Annotated in this window: 14 protein-coding genes; 9 read left to right on the forward strand and 5 right to left on the reverse strand. The window is 54.6% G+C overall.

Annotation, left to right across the window (positions count from 1 at the left end; translation table 11 throughout):
- Positions 1-95 precede the first annotated feature (95 nt).
- From RO22_RS19730 to RO22_RS25225, 6 genes are all read left to right on the forward strand, one after another.
- Complete coding sequence (locus RO22_RS19730) at positions 96-6,137, forward strand: hypothetical protein (RefSeq protein WP_041159188.1); 6,042 nt, start codon at positions 96-98, stop codon at positions 6,135-6,137.
- Entirely contained in the window at positions 6,134-7,492 is a 1,359-nt protein-coding gene (locus tag RO22_RS19735; protein WP_041159189.1) for a hypothetical protein, read from the forward strand. Before RO22_RS19730 ends, RO22_RS19735 begins: the two co-directional genes overlap by 4 nt.
- Positions 7,489-8,310 carry a hypothetical protein gene (locus tag RO22_RS19740; RefSeq protein ID WP_041159190.1) on the forward strand — a complete coding sequence of 274 codons (822 nt, stop codon included), beginning with the start codon at positions 7,489-7,491 and terminating at the stop codon, positions 8,308-8,310. Before RO22_RS19735 ends, RO22_RS19740 begins: the two co-directional genes overlap by 4 nt.
- A gap of 3 nt (positions 8,311-8,313) precedes the next feature.
- Positions 8,314-10,026: a hypothetical protein gene (locus tag RO22_RS19745; RefSeq protein WP_041159191.1), complete on the forward strand. Its 1,713-nt coding sequence runs from the start codon at positions 8,314-8,316 to the stop codon at positions 10,024-10,026.
- A complete protein-coding gene (locus tag RO22_RS23940) occupies positions 10,026-10,583 on the forward strand; it encodes a hypothetical protein (RefSeq protein WP_052475724.1) in 558 nt (185 codons plus the stop codon). Before RO22_RS19745 ends, RO22_RS23940 begins: the two co-directional genes overlap by 1 nt.
- A 584-nt stretch (positions 10,584-11,167) precedes the next feature.
- On the forward strand, positions 11,168-11,302 hold the full coding sequence (locus tag RO22_RS25225) for a hypothetical protein (RefSeq protein WP_268747823.1): 135 nt from the start codon (positions 11,168-11,170) through the stop codon (positions 11,300-11,302).
- Positions 11,303-11,383: 81 nt separating this feature from the next.
- Here the strand turns inward: RO22_RS25225 and RO22_RS19755 are convergent, their stop codons facing one another.
- The 4 genes from RO22_RS19755 to RO22_RS19770 form a co-directional block, all read right to left on the reverse strand.
- Entirely contained in the window at positions 11,384-11,854 is a 471-nt protein-coding gene (locus RO22_RS19755) for a DUF1090 domain-containing protein (protein WP_084625492.1), read from the reverse strand.
- Between the two features lie 170 nt (positions 11,855-12,024).
- Complete coding sequence (locus tag RO22_RS19760) at positions 12,025-13,299, reverse strand: Y-family DNA polymerase (protein ID WP_041159192.1); 1,275 nt, start codon at positions 13,297-13,299, stop codon at positions 12,025-12,027.
- Positions 13,296-13,745 (reverse strand): LexA family protein, encoded by a 450-nt coding sequence (locus tag RO22_RS19765; protein WP_041159193.1) that lies wholly within the window; start codon positions 13,743-13,745, stop codon positions 13,296-13,298. The genes RO22_RS19760 and RO22_RS19765 overlap by 4 nt, the downstream gene beginning before the upstream one ends.
- On the reverse strand, positions 13,742-13,972 hold the full coding sequence (locus RO22_RS19770; protein ID WP_041159194.1) for a DUF1654 domain-containing protein: 231 nt from the start codon (positions 13,970-13,972) through the stop codon (positions 13,742-13,744). The genes RO22_RS19765 and RO22_RS19770 overlap by 4 nt, the downstream gene beginning before the upstream one ends.
- A 128-nt stretch (positions 13,973-14,100) precedes the next feature.
- Here RO22_RS19770 and RO22_RS19775 point away from each other — a divergent pair, with 128 nt between their 5' ends.
- The gene (locus tag RO22_RS19775) at positions 14,101-14,757 is read left to right on the forward strand and encodes an SOS response-associated peptidase (protein ID WP_041159227.1); all 657 of its coding nucleotides are present in this window, start codon (positions 14,101-14,103) and stop codon (positions 14,755-14,757) included.
- Positions 14,758-14,910: 153 nt separating this feature from the next.
- Here RO22_RS19775 and RO22_RS19780 read toward each other — a convergent pair whose 3' ends face one another.
- Positions 14,911-15,327 (reverse strand): hypothetical protein, encoded by a 417-nt coding sequence (locus RO22_RS19780; RefSeq protein ID WP_041159195.1) that lies wholly within the window; start codon positions 15,325-15,327, stop codon positions 14,911-14,913.
- A 257-nt stretch (positions 15,328-15,584) separates the two neighbouring features.
- Between RO22_RS19780 and RO22_RS19785 the strand changes: the two genes are divergently transcribed.
- Both RO22_RS19785 and trpD read left to right on the forward strand, forming a co-directional pair.
- Positions 15,585-16,217 carry an anthranilate synthase component II gene (locus RO22_RS19785; protein ID WP_052475725.1) on the forward strand — a complete coding sequence of 211 codons (633 nt, stop codon included), beginning with the start codon at positions 15,585-15,587 and terminating at the stop codon, positions 16,215-16,217.
- Between the two features lie 37 nt (positions 16,218-16,254).
- Positions 16,255-17,274 carry an anthranilate phosphoribosyltransferase gene (gene trpD / locus RO22_RS19790; RefSeq protein ID WP_041159196.1) on the forward strand — a complete coding sequence of 340 codons (1,020 nt, stop codon included), beginning with the start codon at positions 16,255-16,257 and terminating at the stop codon, positions 17,272-17,274.
- Position 17,275: the final 1 nt, after the last annotated feature.

The raw sequence follows: 17,275 nt of genomic DNA on the forward strand, positions 1-17,275 counted from the left end.
TCTAAACCCGCTACGGCGGGTTTTTTAATGCCCGAATTTTAACAGGCCCGCCTCGTGCGGGCTTTTTATTGCCCGCAATTTGAGGTTTACCACCCATGGCCCAGCAATACAAAACCGGATTAATCATCACGGGCGACGCCAGTGGTGGTATTCGTGCCATTAAGGCGACCGAAAGCGAGCTGGGAAAACTGAATCAGGGCTTTGACCGTGGTGGGCGTCAGTCCAAGCAGTTTGGCGCAGACGCTGCACGCGCAGGGCGTCAACTCTCAGCAATTGATCAGGGCGCTTCTGATGCTAGCCGTGGACTAGCTGTGCTACGTACTAACGTGGCAGGCGTGGCCGCGGCAATGGCCACTGCTTTTGGTGCTGGCAGCATTATTAATCAAGCCAAATTAATTGCTGATACCGATTCGCTCGCCAAAAGCATCGGCATGGCCACGGGCAGCTTGCAGGCCTGGGATTACGCTGCCCAGCAGGCCGGTCTGGCTGGCGGCCAGATGGGCGACATCCTCAAAGATATTACCGAGCGCATCGGTGAATTCACGGCTGAAGGCACCGGCGAAGCCGCCGCGCTATTTGAAAACCTAAACCTCAATATTGAGGAAATGAAGCGGCTGGCGCCTGATCAGCAACTGCTGCGCATTGCGGATGCCATTAGCACGCTGGAAACCCGCGGCGAAAAGATCAGTTACTTAGAGCGCTTAGGTAGTGATGCCACGTTGCTGCTGCCGCTGCTGGACGATAACGCCGCCAAACTGCGCGAGTTTACCAACGAAGCGGAAATGCTGGGCGTCGCAATGTCCCAGGTGGACATTAACAATGCCGTTGAAGCCAACCGCGCCATGTCGCAGCTTACCGGCACTATGGATGGCTTCACCAACCAAATTGTTGCAGACCTTGGGCCAGGGCTAGCAATGGCAGTAGGTGAGCTGGCTGACTTTATCCAAGAGTCAGGTGGTGCGGCCAGCATCCTGAATGAGGTGAAAGATGTTGCCACGCTGACAGCCGCTGTTATGGCGGGCCGCTATGCCGCCTCGATGGTGGCCTCTACCCACCAGATGATAGAGCGAAATGCCGCCAGTGCAGCGGCCGCCGCCGCTGATGAGCGCTCCATGCAAATGGCGGTACGCCGTTCAGCCGCAGAAGTCACCGCAGCTAAGCGCACATTAGGGCGGGCCGTAGCTGAAGCCCAGGCGACCAAAGGAACGGATGCTCACACTGCTGCGCTGGCTCGCTTGGGTGTTGCTCGCCAGCAGGCCATAGCAGCCACGGCACAACATACCGTTGCCGTGAATGCCAACGCGGCGGCGACTCAAAGGGCTACAGTCGTGGCTCGGGCAGCATCCGGCGCTTACGCCCTGATCGGTGGCCCCTTGGGGGTGGCAACACTGGCCGCTACCGCGTTCTTTATGTTCCGTGATAGCAGTGATGAAGTTGCCAGCTCGCTGGCCAACATGGATGAGCCGCTTGAAAGCGTTATTGAAGACTTCAAAACGCTGACCACTGAAAGCCAGCGCGCCGCGCTTATTAAGTGGGGCGACCGTCAGGAAGAGGAAGCCGATAAAGCACGTAAGGCGTTGTCGAAAATCCGCGAAGAGGTGCTAAGCCTAGGTTTTGAAGACAGCACCGGCGCCGAAGCGAGAGTATTTTTTGACGAAATTAACGCTGGATTTGATGCCGTAGAAAGTGGTGCTCAAAGCCTGGATGCCATGCTAACGGGCTTGCAAGAGCAGTTAGAAATTCCTGATGGCGTGATGCGTAATTTGCGCCTCTTAGCGTCTGAATACAGCGCGGGGAGTGTTTCAGCTGATGAGCTGGGAGTCCGTTTAGAAGCGCTGACAAATACGTTTAATGACGTAAGTGAAGGTGCCGACAACGCGGGCGTCTCAGTCAACAGCGGCGCACCCAGCGAAAAAACACTAGAAGCCTGGGGCACTTACAACGACCGCCTGCGGGAAAGCATTGCCGCTTCACGTGATGGCGGTTCAGCGCTGGGCGCCGCCAATCGTGCCATGGATGGCATGGGCGAGGGCGTCAATAGCGTGATGCGTGGTTACACTGCGTTTTTAACCGTTCAAGATGAGGTGCTGAAAGACCAGAAAAAAGCCCAGGAAGAATCCGCTTCAGCCGCAAAACAAGCGGCTAGTGAATCCGCCCGCGCTTATGAGCAAGCTGCCCGCGCCGCTAAACAGTCAGCGAAACAACAGGCGGACGCTCTACGGGGCATTCAGCAGGAGATGGATCCCCTTGTGGCAGAGCATGATAAATACATCGAGCGAATCGATGTACTTGACCAAGCCCTGTCTGATAACACGCTGACTCAAGAGCAATACGGCGAGTCCATGCGCTGGGCAGCGGAGCAATACACCCGCGCCGCCACCGGTGCCGAAGAGTACGAAAAGCAGACTGAAACGCTGGTTAGTACCTACGACCGGCATAATCAGAAAGCCCAACAGCTACGTGATGCGCTTGAACAGATAAACCAGCGGTACCGCGATGGTGAGATCAACGGCGACCAGTACGCCCGTATGGTCGGCGGTATCCGCAATGAAATGCAGCAGTTGGCGCTCGAAGCCGCTCCTATTTCTAAAGAGCTTGCGCGTTCGTGGGAGGAAGCCGCTAACCGGATTAATGAAACTTTTGGAGATGCGTTTACCGGTGCCTACGACTCGTTTGAGGATTTTGGCGACAAACTGATGGACGGCGTTAAGCGCCTGATCGGTGAGATTACCTACCAAGCGACACTTGAACCTATCGTTATCGGGGTGACTACTCAGGCGCGTGGTGCGCTTGGTATCCCCGGCACTGGTGGCCAGCAGGGCGGCGGTTTAGATCTCAGCTCCATGAGTTCGCTCAAAAACGGCTGGAGCGCCCTGAAAGGCGGCGTTAGTAACATTGCTTGGACGGGTGCGGGCAGCTCATACGGCGGCACCGGCTGGGCAAATGCTGCCACTCAGGGCACCGGGGCCACCGGCATTATGGGCGGCTCTACCGCCAACTTTAGCGGCATGACTGGCCTAGCATCGGCAGGTGCTGGATTTGCGGGCAGCTATGCCGGACGCGCCGCGTTCGGTGAGGGCCGTGATAACGACATTCTAGAAACCGCCGGGACTCTCGTCGGCGCCTATTTCGGCGGGCCGCTGGGTGCCGCTGCCGGGTCGTTCATTGGCTCAGCGCTGGCTAGCCTTGATAAAGAAACCAAGTTTAGTGGCCGCTTTGGCACCACCGGTACCAACGACCCATCGCAGTACGCAAGCAGCGGTAAGGACGGCGTTTTCGAGCATCAAGACGATGGCGAAAACTTCTATGGTCAATCCGCCTTGGGTTACACCGGGTTCCTAGATCGCGGCACCAAGCGGCTGCAGCGTGCGGGAATAGGCGAGGATAAAGGTTGGGCCGAAGAGCTGACCGATGGCGCCGTTGCACGGGATAACTTAGTCGCGTCGCTGGCAACCACTACCGCTGAAATCGAGGCCATGCAAGCCGCCGTGCAAGGGCTTGAGGCATCGAGTAATACAGCCGGTGAGTTGATCGAGTTTGCCCTTAACGAGCGGCCCCGCGCCGCGCTGGAAGCGCTTGGCGGGCACTTCGGGGAGTTCGTGCGCGGGTTAGAGGGCGGCATTGAGGAGGTGGTGCAGCAAGCCCAGGTGGCTCAGCAAGCGCATACCCTGCTGTCTAGCGGCATGGAGCGCCTCAACCTGCAGTTTGATGCTACGGCGGCGGGCGCTTATGAGTCTGCTAGCAACATCGCCGAGCACGCGGGCGGGGTCGATAATCTCGCTGCCCTTCAAAACCAGTATTTCGATGGGTATTTCACCCAGGCCGAGCGCGCCGCGTTCCTGCAAGAGGATCTAACCGAATCGCTGGCCGCCATGGGCCTAGAGCTGCCGGAAAACGAAGCGGGTTTCCGTGCCCTGGTGGAAGCGCAGAACCAAAACACTGAGGCCGGTGGGCGTAACTATGTGCAGCTGCTGCAGCTGAGCGGCGGGTTTAGCCAGCTGCAGGGCATTCTGGGAAATACCAGCACCGCCGCCGATGCGGCAAGCGAGAGCGTTGATAACACCGCTGATTCTTTGCGTCAGATTGAAGCGATAGAGCGCGAGCGTGCAGGAATTAACGGCAAACTGCTGAGCGCGCTGGGTGATTCAGCGGAAATGCGGCGGCTTGAGCTGGAAGCCATCGACCCTTCAAACCGTGGCCTACAGGAATTCGTGTGGGGCATTGAAGCGTTCAACGATCAAATCCAGGCCGCCGAACAGCGCCTTTCCAGTGCGCGCAATACCGCCGCTTCCGCTTGGCAATCATTCGACAATCAGGCGTATCAGCAGCAGCTAACGCTGCTTGAAATGCTTAACGACGAGGAGGGCGCGTTAGCGCTGCAGCGCGAGCGTGAGCTGCAGAGTATTGACCCGCTGTTACACGAGTCGCAGCGGCATATTTGGGCAATGCAGGATCAAGCCCGCGCCCAGGAAGATGCTACTCAAGCGGCGCGGGGCTACATCAATGAAATGTCCCGCGCCCAGGAGCAATACAGCCGCACAGTGCTGGGCATCAATGAATGGCTAGATAAAGAGAACGCCACCGGCGGCACGCCGGGCATGAACTTTGCGGAAACCCAGGATCAGCTTGCACGGCAATTAGTGCTTGCTCAATCGGGGGATCGCGACGCGCTGGCATCTATCACTCAGTACGCCGACCGAGTGCTAGCCGCTAATGAGGAATACAACGCGTCAAGCGCGGCGGGGCAGCTTGTTAAAGACGAAGTGCTAGCCGCGCTGGAAGCGCTGCCGGGGCAGATTAGTGCCGAGGAGTATCTAGCCGAGGAAATCCGCACCGCGCTTTTTGACGCGCTGGAAGGCAAGGCCACCGACAGTGAAATCAACGCGTTAATGGCGCGTGTGATGGCCGGTGATTTGTCTATCGAAGCGGCGTTAGAGTCGATTTACGGCGCGAGCGACGGCACGAAAGACAACACAAAAACCCTCGAAGAACGCTCGCGGGATCAGCTGCAAGAGCTGGGCTGGTTAGTCGATGAAATGAGCCGCACCACCGGGCAGTTTGTATCACTCAACGGCACGATGAGCAGCCTCACCAGCGCTATTGCAGCGCTGAGTTCCGCACAAAATGACGCCGCCGAGGTGAAACAGCAGCGTAACGCCTACGAAGAAGCGATGCAGAAAGCGTCGCAGTACGACGACGCGGCAGAGGGTTTCAGGAACAAGGCGCGGGCGACTAGCCAGAACGTCAGCGATGGCCGTATCACGGCGATACGCACCGAAATTGACAAATATTTTGATGATGACGGTGAGTTCGGCGCGAACGACTGGAACGACACGTTATCCCGGCTAGCGGCTGAATTTGGTAGAGGTTCCGCCGAAGATGTTTTCGGGCAGGCGTACGCCTCGATATACCGAAACCGCACGTTTGCCGATCGTCAGCGCGAAAAGGCCGCGAGCATTAGCAACCCCCAAGCGGGCGGCGGCTCGGCGGGCGGGGGCGGCATGGACGATTTAGCCCGTGCTGATGCGTACATACGCCGTTACACCGACATTCAAGACGCCTGGAATGAAGAGCGCGCCGCTTGGCAGCAACGCAGCGGCGCAAAAAATATTCAGGAGTTTGGCCTGTGGCACGCCAAAAACCTGGGTATTGCAGCGGGGCGGCAGTTTGCCATGGGGGGTATGTTCGCGGGCGGAGATGAGCTAGGCCGCCCGGCGGCTAACTCTATTGTTAGCCGTTCGACGTTCTTCAATATCGGCGAAATGGGCGAAGAAGATCCAGAAGCGATTATGCCGCTTTCACGCGGGGCCGGTGGCCGTCTTGGGATAGATGCCAGCGGTTTGATGCGCCTGCCTGATGGCCCGCTGCAACTGCCTATGCCCGAAATGCCCCCGCTGCCGCAGTTCCCGCAGCTGGGCGGTGCGGACGTACTGCAAGTGCTGCAAGACGTTAAAAAGGAATTGGTAGAAACCCGTAAGGAAAACAAGCGCTTGCTAGAGCTGATCGGCGAAAACACCGGCGACACGGTTGAAGCTATTGAAGAAGCGGCAGCGCGTAGCGAGCAGCAGCTCGACGAGCAGTTAGACGAGCTGGAAACGATCAGTAGGCACAGCAAAACGGAGATACGCACGACATGAGCATAAGCGAAGGCCAGTACCTGGCTTGGCTCGCTAAAACCAATGTCGAGCGTATGCTGCTAGCGGAGCTGCATCACGCGGACGGCATTGAGTACGTAGCGACCGGGCCGTTTATGTCGCTCCCCAGCGACGCCGACCCTAACCGCCCTTATATCGCCTGCATTAAAAAGGCGGTCGATATAACCACTCGCACGGATGGCAACACGACGTTTGGCGAGTTGACGTTAATCGGCGATCAGCTCGCCGCTGACTGGCACTCGCTAAAATGGCAAGGGCATCCCATCAAGCTGTTTTTGGGGGCTCCAAGCTGGGCGCGTGATGATTTTCGATTGCTCGCCCAGGGCCGCAACGGTGGCCTGCAGCAAGCGAAACGGGGCGCGCTAACGCTGCGCATGGATGACGAAAGCAGCGTTCTCGATGAGGTAATTGATACCGGGCAACTACCCAACGACGCAGGCCCGGTGCCCCTGGCGCTGGGCAGCGTTTATAACGCCCCAATGCATCGCGTCGATAACCAAACGTTGACGTATCGCGGTTCCTACTTGCCTGTTACGTCGATTGTGGCCAAGGACAATGGCAACCCTGTTGTTCATACCACTAACGCCGCGGGCGGCACCGTGGAGCTGCAGGATCCGCTAGTCGGTAAATTGACGGCGGACATCGAGGAGCCCCACAACACGCCGCAAAAAATCGTGGAGTGGGTAGCCGCGCATTACAACTTGGCTATTAGCGATATTGACCTGCCCCCGTACCGGGTAGGGATTTTCTATAAAGGCGAAGTGACCGGGCGCGAGATCCTCAATGCCGTAAAAGAGGGGCTTGGCGCTTATTGGTATCTAAACGAACTTAACGAGCTGGTTATACGGCAACATAAAGTGCCGGTGACTGCTGATGTAACAATCGTTCGTGACGATATTTTCTACGACAAGCTAACCCTTACTGAAACCCAACAGCCGTGGCGCAGCTTAACGCTGCGTTGGGGTAAAAATTACTCGCCGCTTTCTACCGTGGCCGGGGTGCTGGATGAAGAGCAGCCCGAAGAGGCCACGCGGCTTCGCACTGAGTGGCGGGAAAGCCATGCCAGTCAAGACGTTAGCGATTACCCCATGGCCGAGCGGGTCACGCGGGATAGCATCATTCAAGATGAAGCGGACGCGATTACCGAGCGCGACCGGCTCTTGGGTGACCGCAGTACGCAGCGCAATACATGGGACATTGAGGCGCGGTTCCCGCCCGTTTTTGCGGGGCAGGGGGGAGCGGTGGAGCATGGGCGCTTGCAGGGTAAGTTAGGGCGGCTAATTATCGTGAGCCGTTCGCCTACTAAAGGGGTAACTAATTTGGGGGTGTGGGTGTGAAGCCAATCCAGGTGCTTTTTGATAATAAACACGACGCCGCAACACTAACCGCCAGTAGCCAACAAACCCCGCCGGAATATACCCAGGTAAACGGTGGTAGTTTCTTGTTTAGAACTTTGGGTATAGAGAATGAAACATTAACAGCGACGTTAGAGAGTGCAGATTATTTATCTAAAGTGGTTGTTTATGGCCATAATTTAAGCCCAGCGGGAACTGTTAACGTTGAGCTTTTATTGGACGGTGATGTTGTTGCAGAAACTGGCTTTAAGGGCGTAGCGGAGTTAATACCGTTAGGGCGTTTTAGAGTGGGTATAGACCCGTGGGGTGGGCATGATTTAAGTGGTTTATCGACCGTTAGTTTTGAGGCTAACTTTGAACTAACCATTGCCAATGCCTACCGCCTAACGTTTGACGATCCCACCAATGAAAAGAGCTATTTAGAAATAGACCGCGTGTTTTCAGGCGCGCCCTGGTCGCCCCCGCCAGACATGAACATTAGCTATGGCGTTAGCCTGCAGAACAAAACGGCCACACGGAAAGAGCGCACCGAAGGCGGCACGCAGATTGCCATTGGTAAGGGCGGCTGGCGGGAAGTGTCATTTTCGTTTGATCATTTAGAAGATGACGAGTTTGAAAACTTCGTTAAAGAAATGAATAAAACCGACGACACCACCGTGGTTTATATCAGTATTTATCCAGAGGCGGGCGGCGTTATAGAGGCTATTCATTCGTTTGCAGCAATGCGCCAAGGCGGCTACGGGCATACGCACGATAGGGCCAGAAATAGAAAAGTCCCGCTTACTTATGTAGAGGTTTAAAACATGGTTACCGCGCCGACAGTAGTAGATCCTAGCGATTGGAATTTTGCTTATGGCGATAAGCAGCAAATGATCGAAAAGCAAAACGCTTTTAATCAATATCATCATACCTTTTCGATTGAATTAGCGGCGATGGTTGACGAACTGAATATTGAATTTCAGTTTGTCGCAGAGACCCGCATCGACATTACTAATAAATCAGGACAAGTAGCGGCAGACAGGCAAGCAGTTACCCAGGCCAAGGCTTCGGTTGATGCCAGCAAGGCGCACATCGACCAGCGCGAAGCTGTGATCGACGCCACGGCTGACGAAGTGAGCCAAAACGCCCAGCGGGTGGCCAGTGATAAGCAGGTCGTGGCGCAAGACAAACAAGCCGCCGCCGAATCAGCCAGCGCGGCCAGCGGCTCAGCCGGTGCCGCGCAAACGGCAAAGCAACAAGCAGAAGCGCTGTACGGCGATTTAGACGCCGTGAACGCTGCTAAGAACGCATCACAGACCGCCGCGCAAACCGCTACCGAGCAAGCCGGTTTGGCGGATACGGCGCGGCAAGAGGCGCAAACCGCCGCGCAAACGGCAGGGGCGGGTATAGACGACCACGTTAGCAAAACGGATCCTCATACGCAGTACCTGCAAAAAGCGGGCGGGGTTCTCACGGGCAAAACAAGCATCGAAAAAACAGGTATCGAAACCGCTGAGTTTGAGTTAAGGGGGGGGAGGTCTGGTGACGGTGGGGCAATAACCCGCATTGCGCTTAGCAATAACGTAGATAACGCCCAGGGCTTTATTGATACCTGGCTACGTTCTACGGGTGAAATGGATCTTGAGTTAAGCGGGTTTCGCAAGTTGCTCAGTGCAATGGCGGTAGAGTTTGCCAATGGTATGACGGTTAGGACGCCTGGAGCCGGTTTTACCAACATTGACTTGTATAGCGGTCGAACTGGAACAGCCAATATTGGCGGCATACGTTTCTGGAACGGTGACGGTGCAAAAGCGGGGGAGCTACTGTTCACTGCCGATGGTCGGATATTAGCCGCTAATGGGGGGCGGTTTGTTGGCGTAGACGCAGATAAGCTGAATGGCCAGTCTCGCAGTGTCGGGGCCGACGCTAATACGGTCGCAGGGAGAGACTCCTCGGGCGATATTCGCGCTCGTTTATTCCGCACTACTTACACCGGTTTGAATAGTAACATCGCCGTTATATATACCTCGCAGAACAATAACGGCACTGATTATATGAGGCCATCGTCTCCTGATCAGGTCAAAGCCGCGCTGGGTCTCAGCAATGTAGATAACGTGCAAGCGCCCAAGGGCGATTGGATAAGCGACGTTGGCCTTGCCTCTAATAACATAAACAACCCTTATATGCGGCGGCGGTCAGACGGCACAAAAGTCGATCTTGTCACTGATAGTGCATTTCAGTCTCACAAAACAAGCGGCGATCACGACGGGCGGTATTACACAAAAGGCCAGGTAGACAGTGCTATCTCTAGTGGGGTTTCGACAGACTTTGCCGCTGTAGGCTCGTACGGGATTTTTACACGTACGGGATGGGCACCGACAGCTGTTAGAGGGGAGAGCTACCCGGGTAGTAATTTGTACTGGAGCAGGCCTGACGGCAGCGGTTACGCCACAGCGTCTCCTAGCGGAACATGGCAACTGCGCTCCCACTCGATGAATCTCAATGACACACATGGATTATTTATGAGGATTGCTTAATGCTTATACGCAACGCTCAGTACCTAAGAAATGGCGGCATAGATTGCGAAATCAATCACCCCCAGCATGGTTGGATTCCCTACACCGCCACGCCTGACGGGGCGGATCTGTTAGAGCGGCTGGTGTTTGAATCCGCGCAGGCAGACGCGGCCCCTTACGTGCCCGACCCCGAGCAGGATCTGGCCAACGCCCGTGCTCGCAAAATCGCCGAGATCAACGAAATGTACGTCGCGTCAATCAAGCCGCTGATACGCGAGTACCCGGACATTGAGCAAGCGACCTGGTTAGCCCAGGAGCGTGAAGCACGCGCTTATCTTGAGTGGGAAGAGTTCGGCGCCGAAGGCGAGCCCGCCCCGCCTATGCCGGTGCTCGATAATATTCTGATAGGCCGCAACGGCGAGGACGGCACAGAAACGATGCAGCAGCTATGCCTGGCAGTGCTGGAAAACGCGGATCTGTTCGCCGCTGCTCAGCAGCTCACGGGTAAGCGGCAGCGGCTGGAGAAGCTGGCGAAGGCGGCGGAGGCAATAGAAGAGATCGAGCTGATTAGTTGGTAAGCCCCGTACGCTGCAACACCCCACCGCCTGCAGGCGGTTTTTTTGTGTCTGCTGGGCATGCGTTATATGCTTATTATGGATTCATCTACTTGATGCTTGATCGTCAAAATGTCATCTACTAGGGTAATTATGTCGGCGGCAGGAAGCCGTGTAAGAAACGGAAGTCTCGCTCAGGAAGAGCGGCCACAAGCCAGGAAGGCACGAGTTTAGAACGCCCCCACCGTGGGGCGTTTTTTTATATTCACTTTACTGAATTGAAACTTATCGCTATTTCTCTGATTTTCGGATTGATTACCTATAATCCCTAAATTAAACTAGCGATCTGGCTGCAGAAATCTGCATGAAAACACAGACATTCGCTCAGGATGAGCGGCCACGTGCCAGTAAATAATAATTACACGCCCCAGAAATGGGGCATTTTTGTTTCTGATGTAAGAGATCTCTTACAAAAAAAGTCAGAGATCTCTTACAAATGCACCTTCAATTCTCTGCTACGCTGAGATTGTGACGCCAAGGACGCCGCTTTAAGCATGACGAATGCGTCACTAAACGGATGTTTGTGTGTATGTAGAAGGGACTCAATATTGCCAGGGACGGCATCCATTATTCCAGCCCGCTATCCGATGGGCCAGCATCGCACACTAATGCTGATTGAAAAAAGTACCCTGGAAATTGCTTATCTCGCCCGCTTGACTGCAGGCGAAGCCTTCCAGGCTTAAAGCTCTTCCGCTTCAGAAGACGAAAGGCTCTGAACAGGGTGGCACTCATAAAATTAAGTCTGATAGTTACGCTTCAACAGGTTAACTGTCTAGACGATGCTGCAGCGCATCCAGCTCCTGAGTGTGCTCCTCAAGCTCACGCGTCGCTTCTTCTAATTTTGCACGTCTTTTCTGAATATCATCTTCATCTTGGTTGCGTAAAGCATCTTCAAGCTCTGCCTCACGCTCCCGAACGTCCTCCTGGCTCTTACGTACTTCATCGGCAGCCTCTGCAAGTACTCGCTCATTGGTGCAATTTTCCTCAATGGCTTGCAGCGCGCGCTGTAAACCCCGGATACGATGTTGATTATCGTGTGCCTGGGCATGCTCAATTTGCTGTCGTAGATGAGTCCTTTTGTCTTCGCATAACACTTCTTCAGCGTGTGCTAAGGTCATCAATAATACACTGGAGGTTGCCACTAAAATAAAACACCCTAGCCGCTGTTTTTCATAATTTGCTCCTGATATTCGGCGATTTAAATGACCAAGTGCGAGGCCTACTTCAGCTGGCATGGTGCTGTCTTAATTTATTAACCGATGGTATTAATCCAGATAAAAGGCCACATTTCTTGGCAGATTGTAAATTTGCGTACAAAAAAGTGCCAATTCTTCTTGATGAGTGATTTAAAAGAGCTTGGCTGTAAATATTGGTGTAAGAATATTCACTTAGTCTATCTATTCAATTATGTTTTAGCTTTGGCCAACTCATCCCATCTCGTAGTATATCTAGGCGTGCGATGCTCGCAACGCAATTCCCACGAGTTGATCTTCCTCGGCATTCCCAGTCGTACCGTATTTTTTCCGTGCTCGCGGTTCAGCTTATCCAACGTGGCCATCAACCGTTCGTTGCGTTCACGCTTCTCATCACTCATTGGCTCAGCCAGCAGCCCAAGCTGCTCATGGTCATGATCGCAGAGATCCATCAGCATCACGCCGCATTTTTGATACATGATGCCCGGTTTGAAGATCCTATCTAATCCAGCAATCGCGGCCCTCACCAACTCACGGCTGTCATCCGTCGGGTGGGGCAGCGGTATCACTAGGCTTTTACTGTAGCTGGGCAGATCCTGCCTAAATCTATTCGTGCGAACAAACACCATGATTGCCTGGGCCAGGCCGCTTTGCTTGCGTAGCTTCTCGCCAGCGCGGGAAGTGTGCACGCGGATGGCTTCGTGAAGATCTGCCTTGTTGTTAGTGAGTCGCCCAAATGAACGGGAGACCATTATCTGCTTTTTAGGCTGGGTCATGTCGTCCAGGTGGATACAGTCGACGCCCCGCAATTCCCAGACGATGCGCTCCATTACCACCGAAAAATGCTTACGCAATTGCTTTGGGCAGGCTTCGCGCAGCTGCCATGCGTTTTCAATGCCCAGCGTGTGCAGGCGTACGGCGCTGCGACCAGCCACGCCCCATATCTCTGTAACTGGCAGCTGCTCGAGGAAAGCCCGAGTGTCGTCGCTATCCGGCTCCATGATGGCCACGCCATTAAAATGCGCCTCTTTTTTCGCCCTATGGTTCGCTATCTTCGCCAGTGTTTTAGATGTGCTCAAGCCGACGCTCACCGGAATGCCGGTATCACGGCGCACCTGGTGCCTCATCACCTGGCACCGCTCGTTTAGCGTCTCAGGCTCGAACCCCTCAAACGACAGGAACGATTCATCGATCGAATAAACCTCAACATGGGGCGTGTGCTGGCTGAGAACGTCGGTAACTCGGCGGCTCATGTCGCCGTACAGCGCGTAATTACTGGATAGGAGAATGCACTGCTTCCGGATGGGTGGTTCGATTTGATGCGCGGGCATACCCATGGCCACGCCTAGCTGCTTGATCTCTGCAGACCTGGCCACCACGCATCCATCATTATTCGACATCACGCCTACTGGCTTTCCCTCAAGCTTCGGATTAAACACGCGCTCGCAGCTAACGTAGAAATTATTACAGTCGACCAGGGCGATCATACTGAGAACCCTGGGGCCAATGAGTGAATGTTGTGCGTGACCACGCCCCACACTTGGCACTCGCGGCCCTCTAGCGGCATTGGTCGAAACTCAGGGTTAGCGGCAAAGAGGTAAGGGCGGTTGCCGATCGAGCCCAGCTTTTTACACGTGAGCTCACCATCCACACTCATGATCACGATATGCCCGCCCTTGGGTTCTAACGAGCGATCGACTATCAAAAGGTCGCCGTCATAGATCCCCGCGCCGGTCATCGATGTGCCTTTGGCCCTGAGGTAATACGTTGCGCTGGGGTGCTGGATTAGGTGAGCCACCAAGTCAAGCTCAGCTTCGAGATAGTCATCAGCGGGCGAAGGAAAACCGGTACGCACTTCGCCAGCTGCCAACGGTAACTTTACCGGTGGGGCAGTGGTATCGACGCGCCCGAGGATCGAAAGGTGCATGCTCATGCCATGCTCTCCTCTGGGTTCCAGCGCAGGCGGATGTGCTCTGCAGCGTCATCCAGCGGGATCATAGTTACGTTCTCGACAGTGCCCAGGTCAGAGAGCATGCGCGCCCAGTCATCAGCGCTATCATCTTCCCGCCGGCGGATCTCGACACAGTGTTTTGATTGCGCACCAGGGCTGCCGATCTCTTTCTGCACACGTTTGACTAACTGTTCATAGGATTTAGACATAAGCGCCTCCTGAAATGCTGGTAATATATACAGTATTTAGGGCAGACGATAAGCGAAGAGTAACGTTGACTGCAAGAGCGAAATGAAAGGGCGGCTGCGAAGCGCGTTATATGGGCTATGCTTCGCTCATGTGTGGACGATTCGCGTTATTCACCCCGTTAGATCGACTGGCCAAACAGGTCGGTGCATCTGTGCCTGAAAGCTCCGGTAAGCCGCGCTACAACGTAGCACCTGGTACGTGGATCACGGCCGTCCGGCAGGAGTCGGAGGAATCGGCGCCTCTATTTGATGACCTGTGGTGGGGTTATCGCCCGAAGTGGGCCAAAGGGTCAGGCAATCAGCCGATCAACGCACGGGTAGAGACCGTGGCAACAAACGGCTATTTCAAAGGCGCGTTTGCCCGGCATCGGTGTTTGATCCCGGCTGATGGTTGGTATGAGTGGATTAAAGACTCACAGCCCAAGCAACCGCATTTCATTTGTCGCGCCGATCGAGAGCCGATATTCTTCGCTGGGATATTCGCCGAGCGTGAAGACGGCAGCCTAGGCTGCGCGATACTCACCGAGCCAGCTAGGGGGAGCGCTGCGGATGTACACGACCGGATGCCCCTGATACTGGATGACAACAGCCTGGCGCCATGGCTAGCGCCCGACATCACCGATCGTGAGACGTTACGGAATATGGTGAAGCATATCGATGCCGGATTGATAGAGCACTGGCCTGTGAGTACGAAGGTCAACAAGCCCGCAGAGGGACAGGGTGAAGAGCTGATTAATCCGGCGTAGTTGTTGGCTGGTCGCAGTTTGGTCGCAGAACCAGCGCGACCAATGTGCTGTATAGAAATATAGTAAAATCGTAAGGTGCTGATTTAGCTACAAAGCCTTGTGCAAGCGCGGCCTTTAGAATGTAGCTGCGCGGATTCAAAATCCGCGGAGTGATTATTTTCTATGCCTAGTTAATTTAATTATCTTCTGCCAATGCTTGAAGACTTTATCAAGCTCAGGCTGGGTTAGCTCAACCGCAGGTATCTCGCTAAAATCAGCAATATCGAGATGTCCAGTCCTGACTTTTTTCCTCAGCTCATCTATAGCATCATAATGCTTCTTGAATTTGCGCCATTCAGATTTCGGCGCCTGATATTCGTATTTATGCAAATCTTGTTCATGATGACGCTCGAATTCCTCGAGCTGAGTGCCGTTGCCGGGAGGAGTGCCTTTAAACCACCTCCATATAGGATACCTTGCCTCATTTCTTTCTTTCCGGCGATCTCTACCTTTAGATACCCAATGCACCACTAGACCACCAATGCATGCGGTCAATGTAGGGATAACCCACGCACTTAAACCTCCTGTCATTCGATACCCTTGTATATATTGGTTGCGGTTTGGTTGCTGACTCACTGCAACCAATATAAGGAATGTAAGCATAGTAGGCTAGAAAAGCTGGCATCTGGCGGGAAGCCGCACGGCAGGCGCGACCCAGATGGAGACTACTTTGCACTCATAATCCCTTGCGCCGGATTAGAATGGCGACATCAACGCTCAGACGATACAATCCAGAACATAGCAAAAAGCTCAACCGATGGCTAACCTGGGTAACAGGCTGGGTAACAATGAAGCAATCTTTAGTCGATGTTGAATCTAATCAAGTGTTTAAAGATGCTAGAGTAATGATGCTGGACAATTATGACAGTTTCACGTTCAACATTGTCCAGTACCTGGGTGAGCTTGGTGCCGAAGTCATCACTCACCTCAATGACGAAATCACCATTGAGCAGATCGAAATGCTGGCGCCGACACACCTGGTGGTATCGCCTGGGCCCTGCACTCCCAACGAGGCGGGCATATCCATGACCGCCATCAAACACTTTGCAGGCAAGCTGCCTATTTTAGGCGTTTGCCTGGGCCATCAGGCGATTGGCCAAGTGTATGGTGGCAAGGTCGTGCACGCGCCGCAGGTGATGCATGGTAAAACCTCCGCTGTGCTGCATGCTAACCAAGGCGTGTTTGAAGGGCTGGATAACCCGGTTGAGGTTACCCGCTATCACTCCCTGGTGGTCGATAAAGCGAGCCTGCCCGACTGTTTACAAATCACTGCCTGGACAGGTGATGACGACGTAACCCCCGGTTTAGTCATGGGGTTTCGTCACCGCGAGTTGGATATTGAAGGGGTGCAGTTTCACCCCGAGTCGATTCTTACCCGCCAAGGCCATGAGCTGTTGGCCAACTTTTTAAAACGCGGCTGATAGCCGGTTTCACACGCTTTTAGGGGCCCCTCTGCTCATGCAAATGCGAGATGCGATTAATGCGGTGATGCGCCGCGAAGACCTCTCTTTCGATGCCATGCACGCTTTGATGCGTCAGATTATGACCGGCGATGCAAGCGATGCACAAATTGGTGGCCTGTTAGTAGGCCTCGCCATGAAAGGTGAAAGTGCCGAGGAAATTAGCGCCGCTGCTCAAGTAATGCGCGAGTTGATGAAGCGCGTTGAACTGAGTGCTGAAAACGTTGTGGACATTGTCGGCACCGGTGGCGATGGTGCCAACCTGTTTAACGTTTCCACCGCCGCCAGTTTTGTCGCCGCTGCCGCTGGTGCCCATGTGGCCAAACATGGCAACCGAAGCGTTTCGTCTTCATCGGGTAGTGCGGATCTGTTCGATGTGGCGGGTATCTACCTGGATCTCAAGCCTGACCAGGTAGCGCGCTGTATCGAGCAGGTGGGTGTAGGTTTTATGTTTGCGCCTAATCATCATCCGGCCATGCGCTATGCCATTGGCCCCCGCCGCGAAATGGGCGTGCGCACGCTGTTTAATATTTTGGGCCCGTTGACCAATCCTGCTGGTGCTCCCAATCAGGTACTGGGTGTTTACGCGCAGGAGCTGGTGCCGCTGATGGCGGAAGTGTTGCAAACCTTGGGTAGCCGCCATGTGATGGTCGTTCACTCCGAGGACGGTCTGGATGAGATATCTCTGGCCAGCCCCACCTTGGTAGCCGAGCTTAAAGCGGGTGAGATTACCCAGTACACCATTACACCCGAAGAACTGGGTATTGAGCGCCAAAGCTTGGCAACACTGAAAGCCGCCAGCGCCGAAGACAGCCTGCGCTTGGTTAAGGCCGCGCTTTCCGGTGAAGGTGCCGCTGCCGATATGGTCGCGCTAAATGCAGGGGCCGCGCTCTACTGTTCGGGCGTTGCGGATACGTTAAAAGAGGGTGTGATGGTAGCCCAGGACGCGCAAGCTTCTAAACTGCCGCTTGAGAAGCTTAGAGAGCTTTCGCACTTCACCAGCGTTTTTAAACAGTAAG

The sequence above is a fragment of the Halomonas sp. KHS3 genome, from assembly GCF_000830495.1.
Taxonomy (GTDB): Bacteria; Pseudomonadota; Gammaproteobacteria; order Pseudomonadales; family Halomonadaceae; genus Vreelandella; species Vreelandella titanicae.

Coding starts and splice junctions, on each gene's coding strand:
- RO22_RS19730 (WP_041159188.1), top strand. CDS start 96: ATGGCCCAGCAATACAAAACCGGATTAATCATCACGGGCGACGCCAGT.
- RO22_RS19735 (WP_041159189.1), top strand. CDS start 6,134: ATGAGCATAAGCGAAGGCCAGTACCTGGCTTGGCTCGCTAAAACCAAT.
- RO22_RS19745 (WP_041159191.1), top strand. CDS start 8,314: ATGGTTACCGCGCCGACAGTAGTAGATCCTAGCGATTGGAATTTTGCT.
- RO22_RS23940 (WP_052475724.1), top strand. CDS start 10,026: ATGCTTATACGCAACGCTCAGTACCTAAGAAATGGCGGCATAGATTGC.
- RO22_RS19755 (WP_084625492.1), bottom strand. CDS start 11,854: ATGCCAGCTGAAGTAGGCCTCGCACTTGGTCATTTAAATCGCCGAATA.
- RO22_RS19760 (WP_041159192.1), bottom strand. CDS start 13,299: ATGATCGCCCTGGTCGACTGTAATAATTTCTACGTTAGCTGCGAGCGC.
- RO22_RS19765 (WP_041159193.1), bottom strand. CDS start 13,745: ATGAGCATGCACCTTTCGATCCTCGGGCGCGTCGATACCACTGCCCCA.
- RO22_RS19770 (WP_041159194.1), bottom strand. CDS start 13,972: ATGTCTAAATCCTATGAACAGTTAGTCAAACGTGTGCAGAAAGAGATC.
- RO22_RS19775 (WP_041159227.1), top strand. CDS start 14,101: ATGTGTGGACGATTCGCGTTATTCACCCCGTTAGATCGACTGGCCAAA.
- RO22_RS19780 (WP_041159195.1), bottom strand. CDS start 15,327: ATGACAGGAGGTTTAAGTGCGTGGGTTATCCCTACATTGACCGCATGC.
- RO22_RS19785 (WP_052475725.1), top strand. CDS start 15,585: ATGAAGCAATCTTTAGTCGATGTTGAATCTAATCAAGTGTTTAAAGAT.
- trpD (WP_041159196.1), top strand. CDS start 16,255: ATGCAAATGCGAGATGCGATTAATGCGGTGATGCGCCGCGAAGACCTC.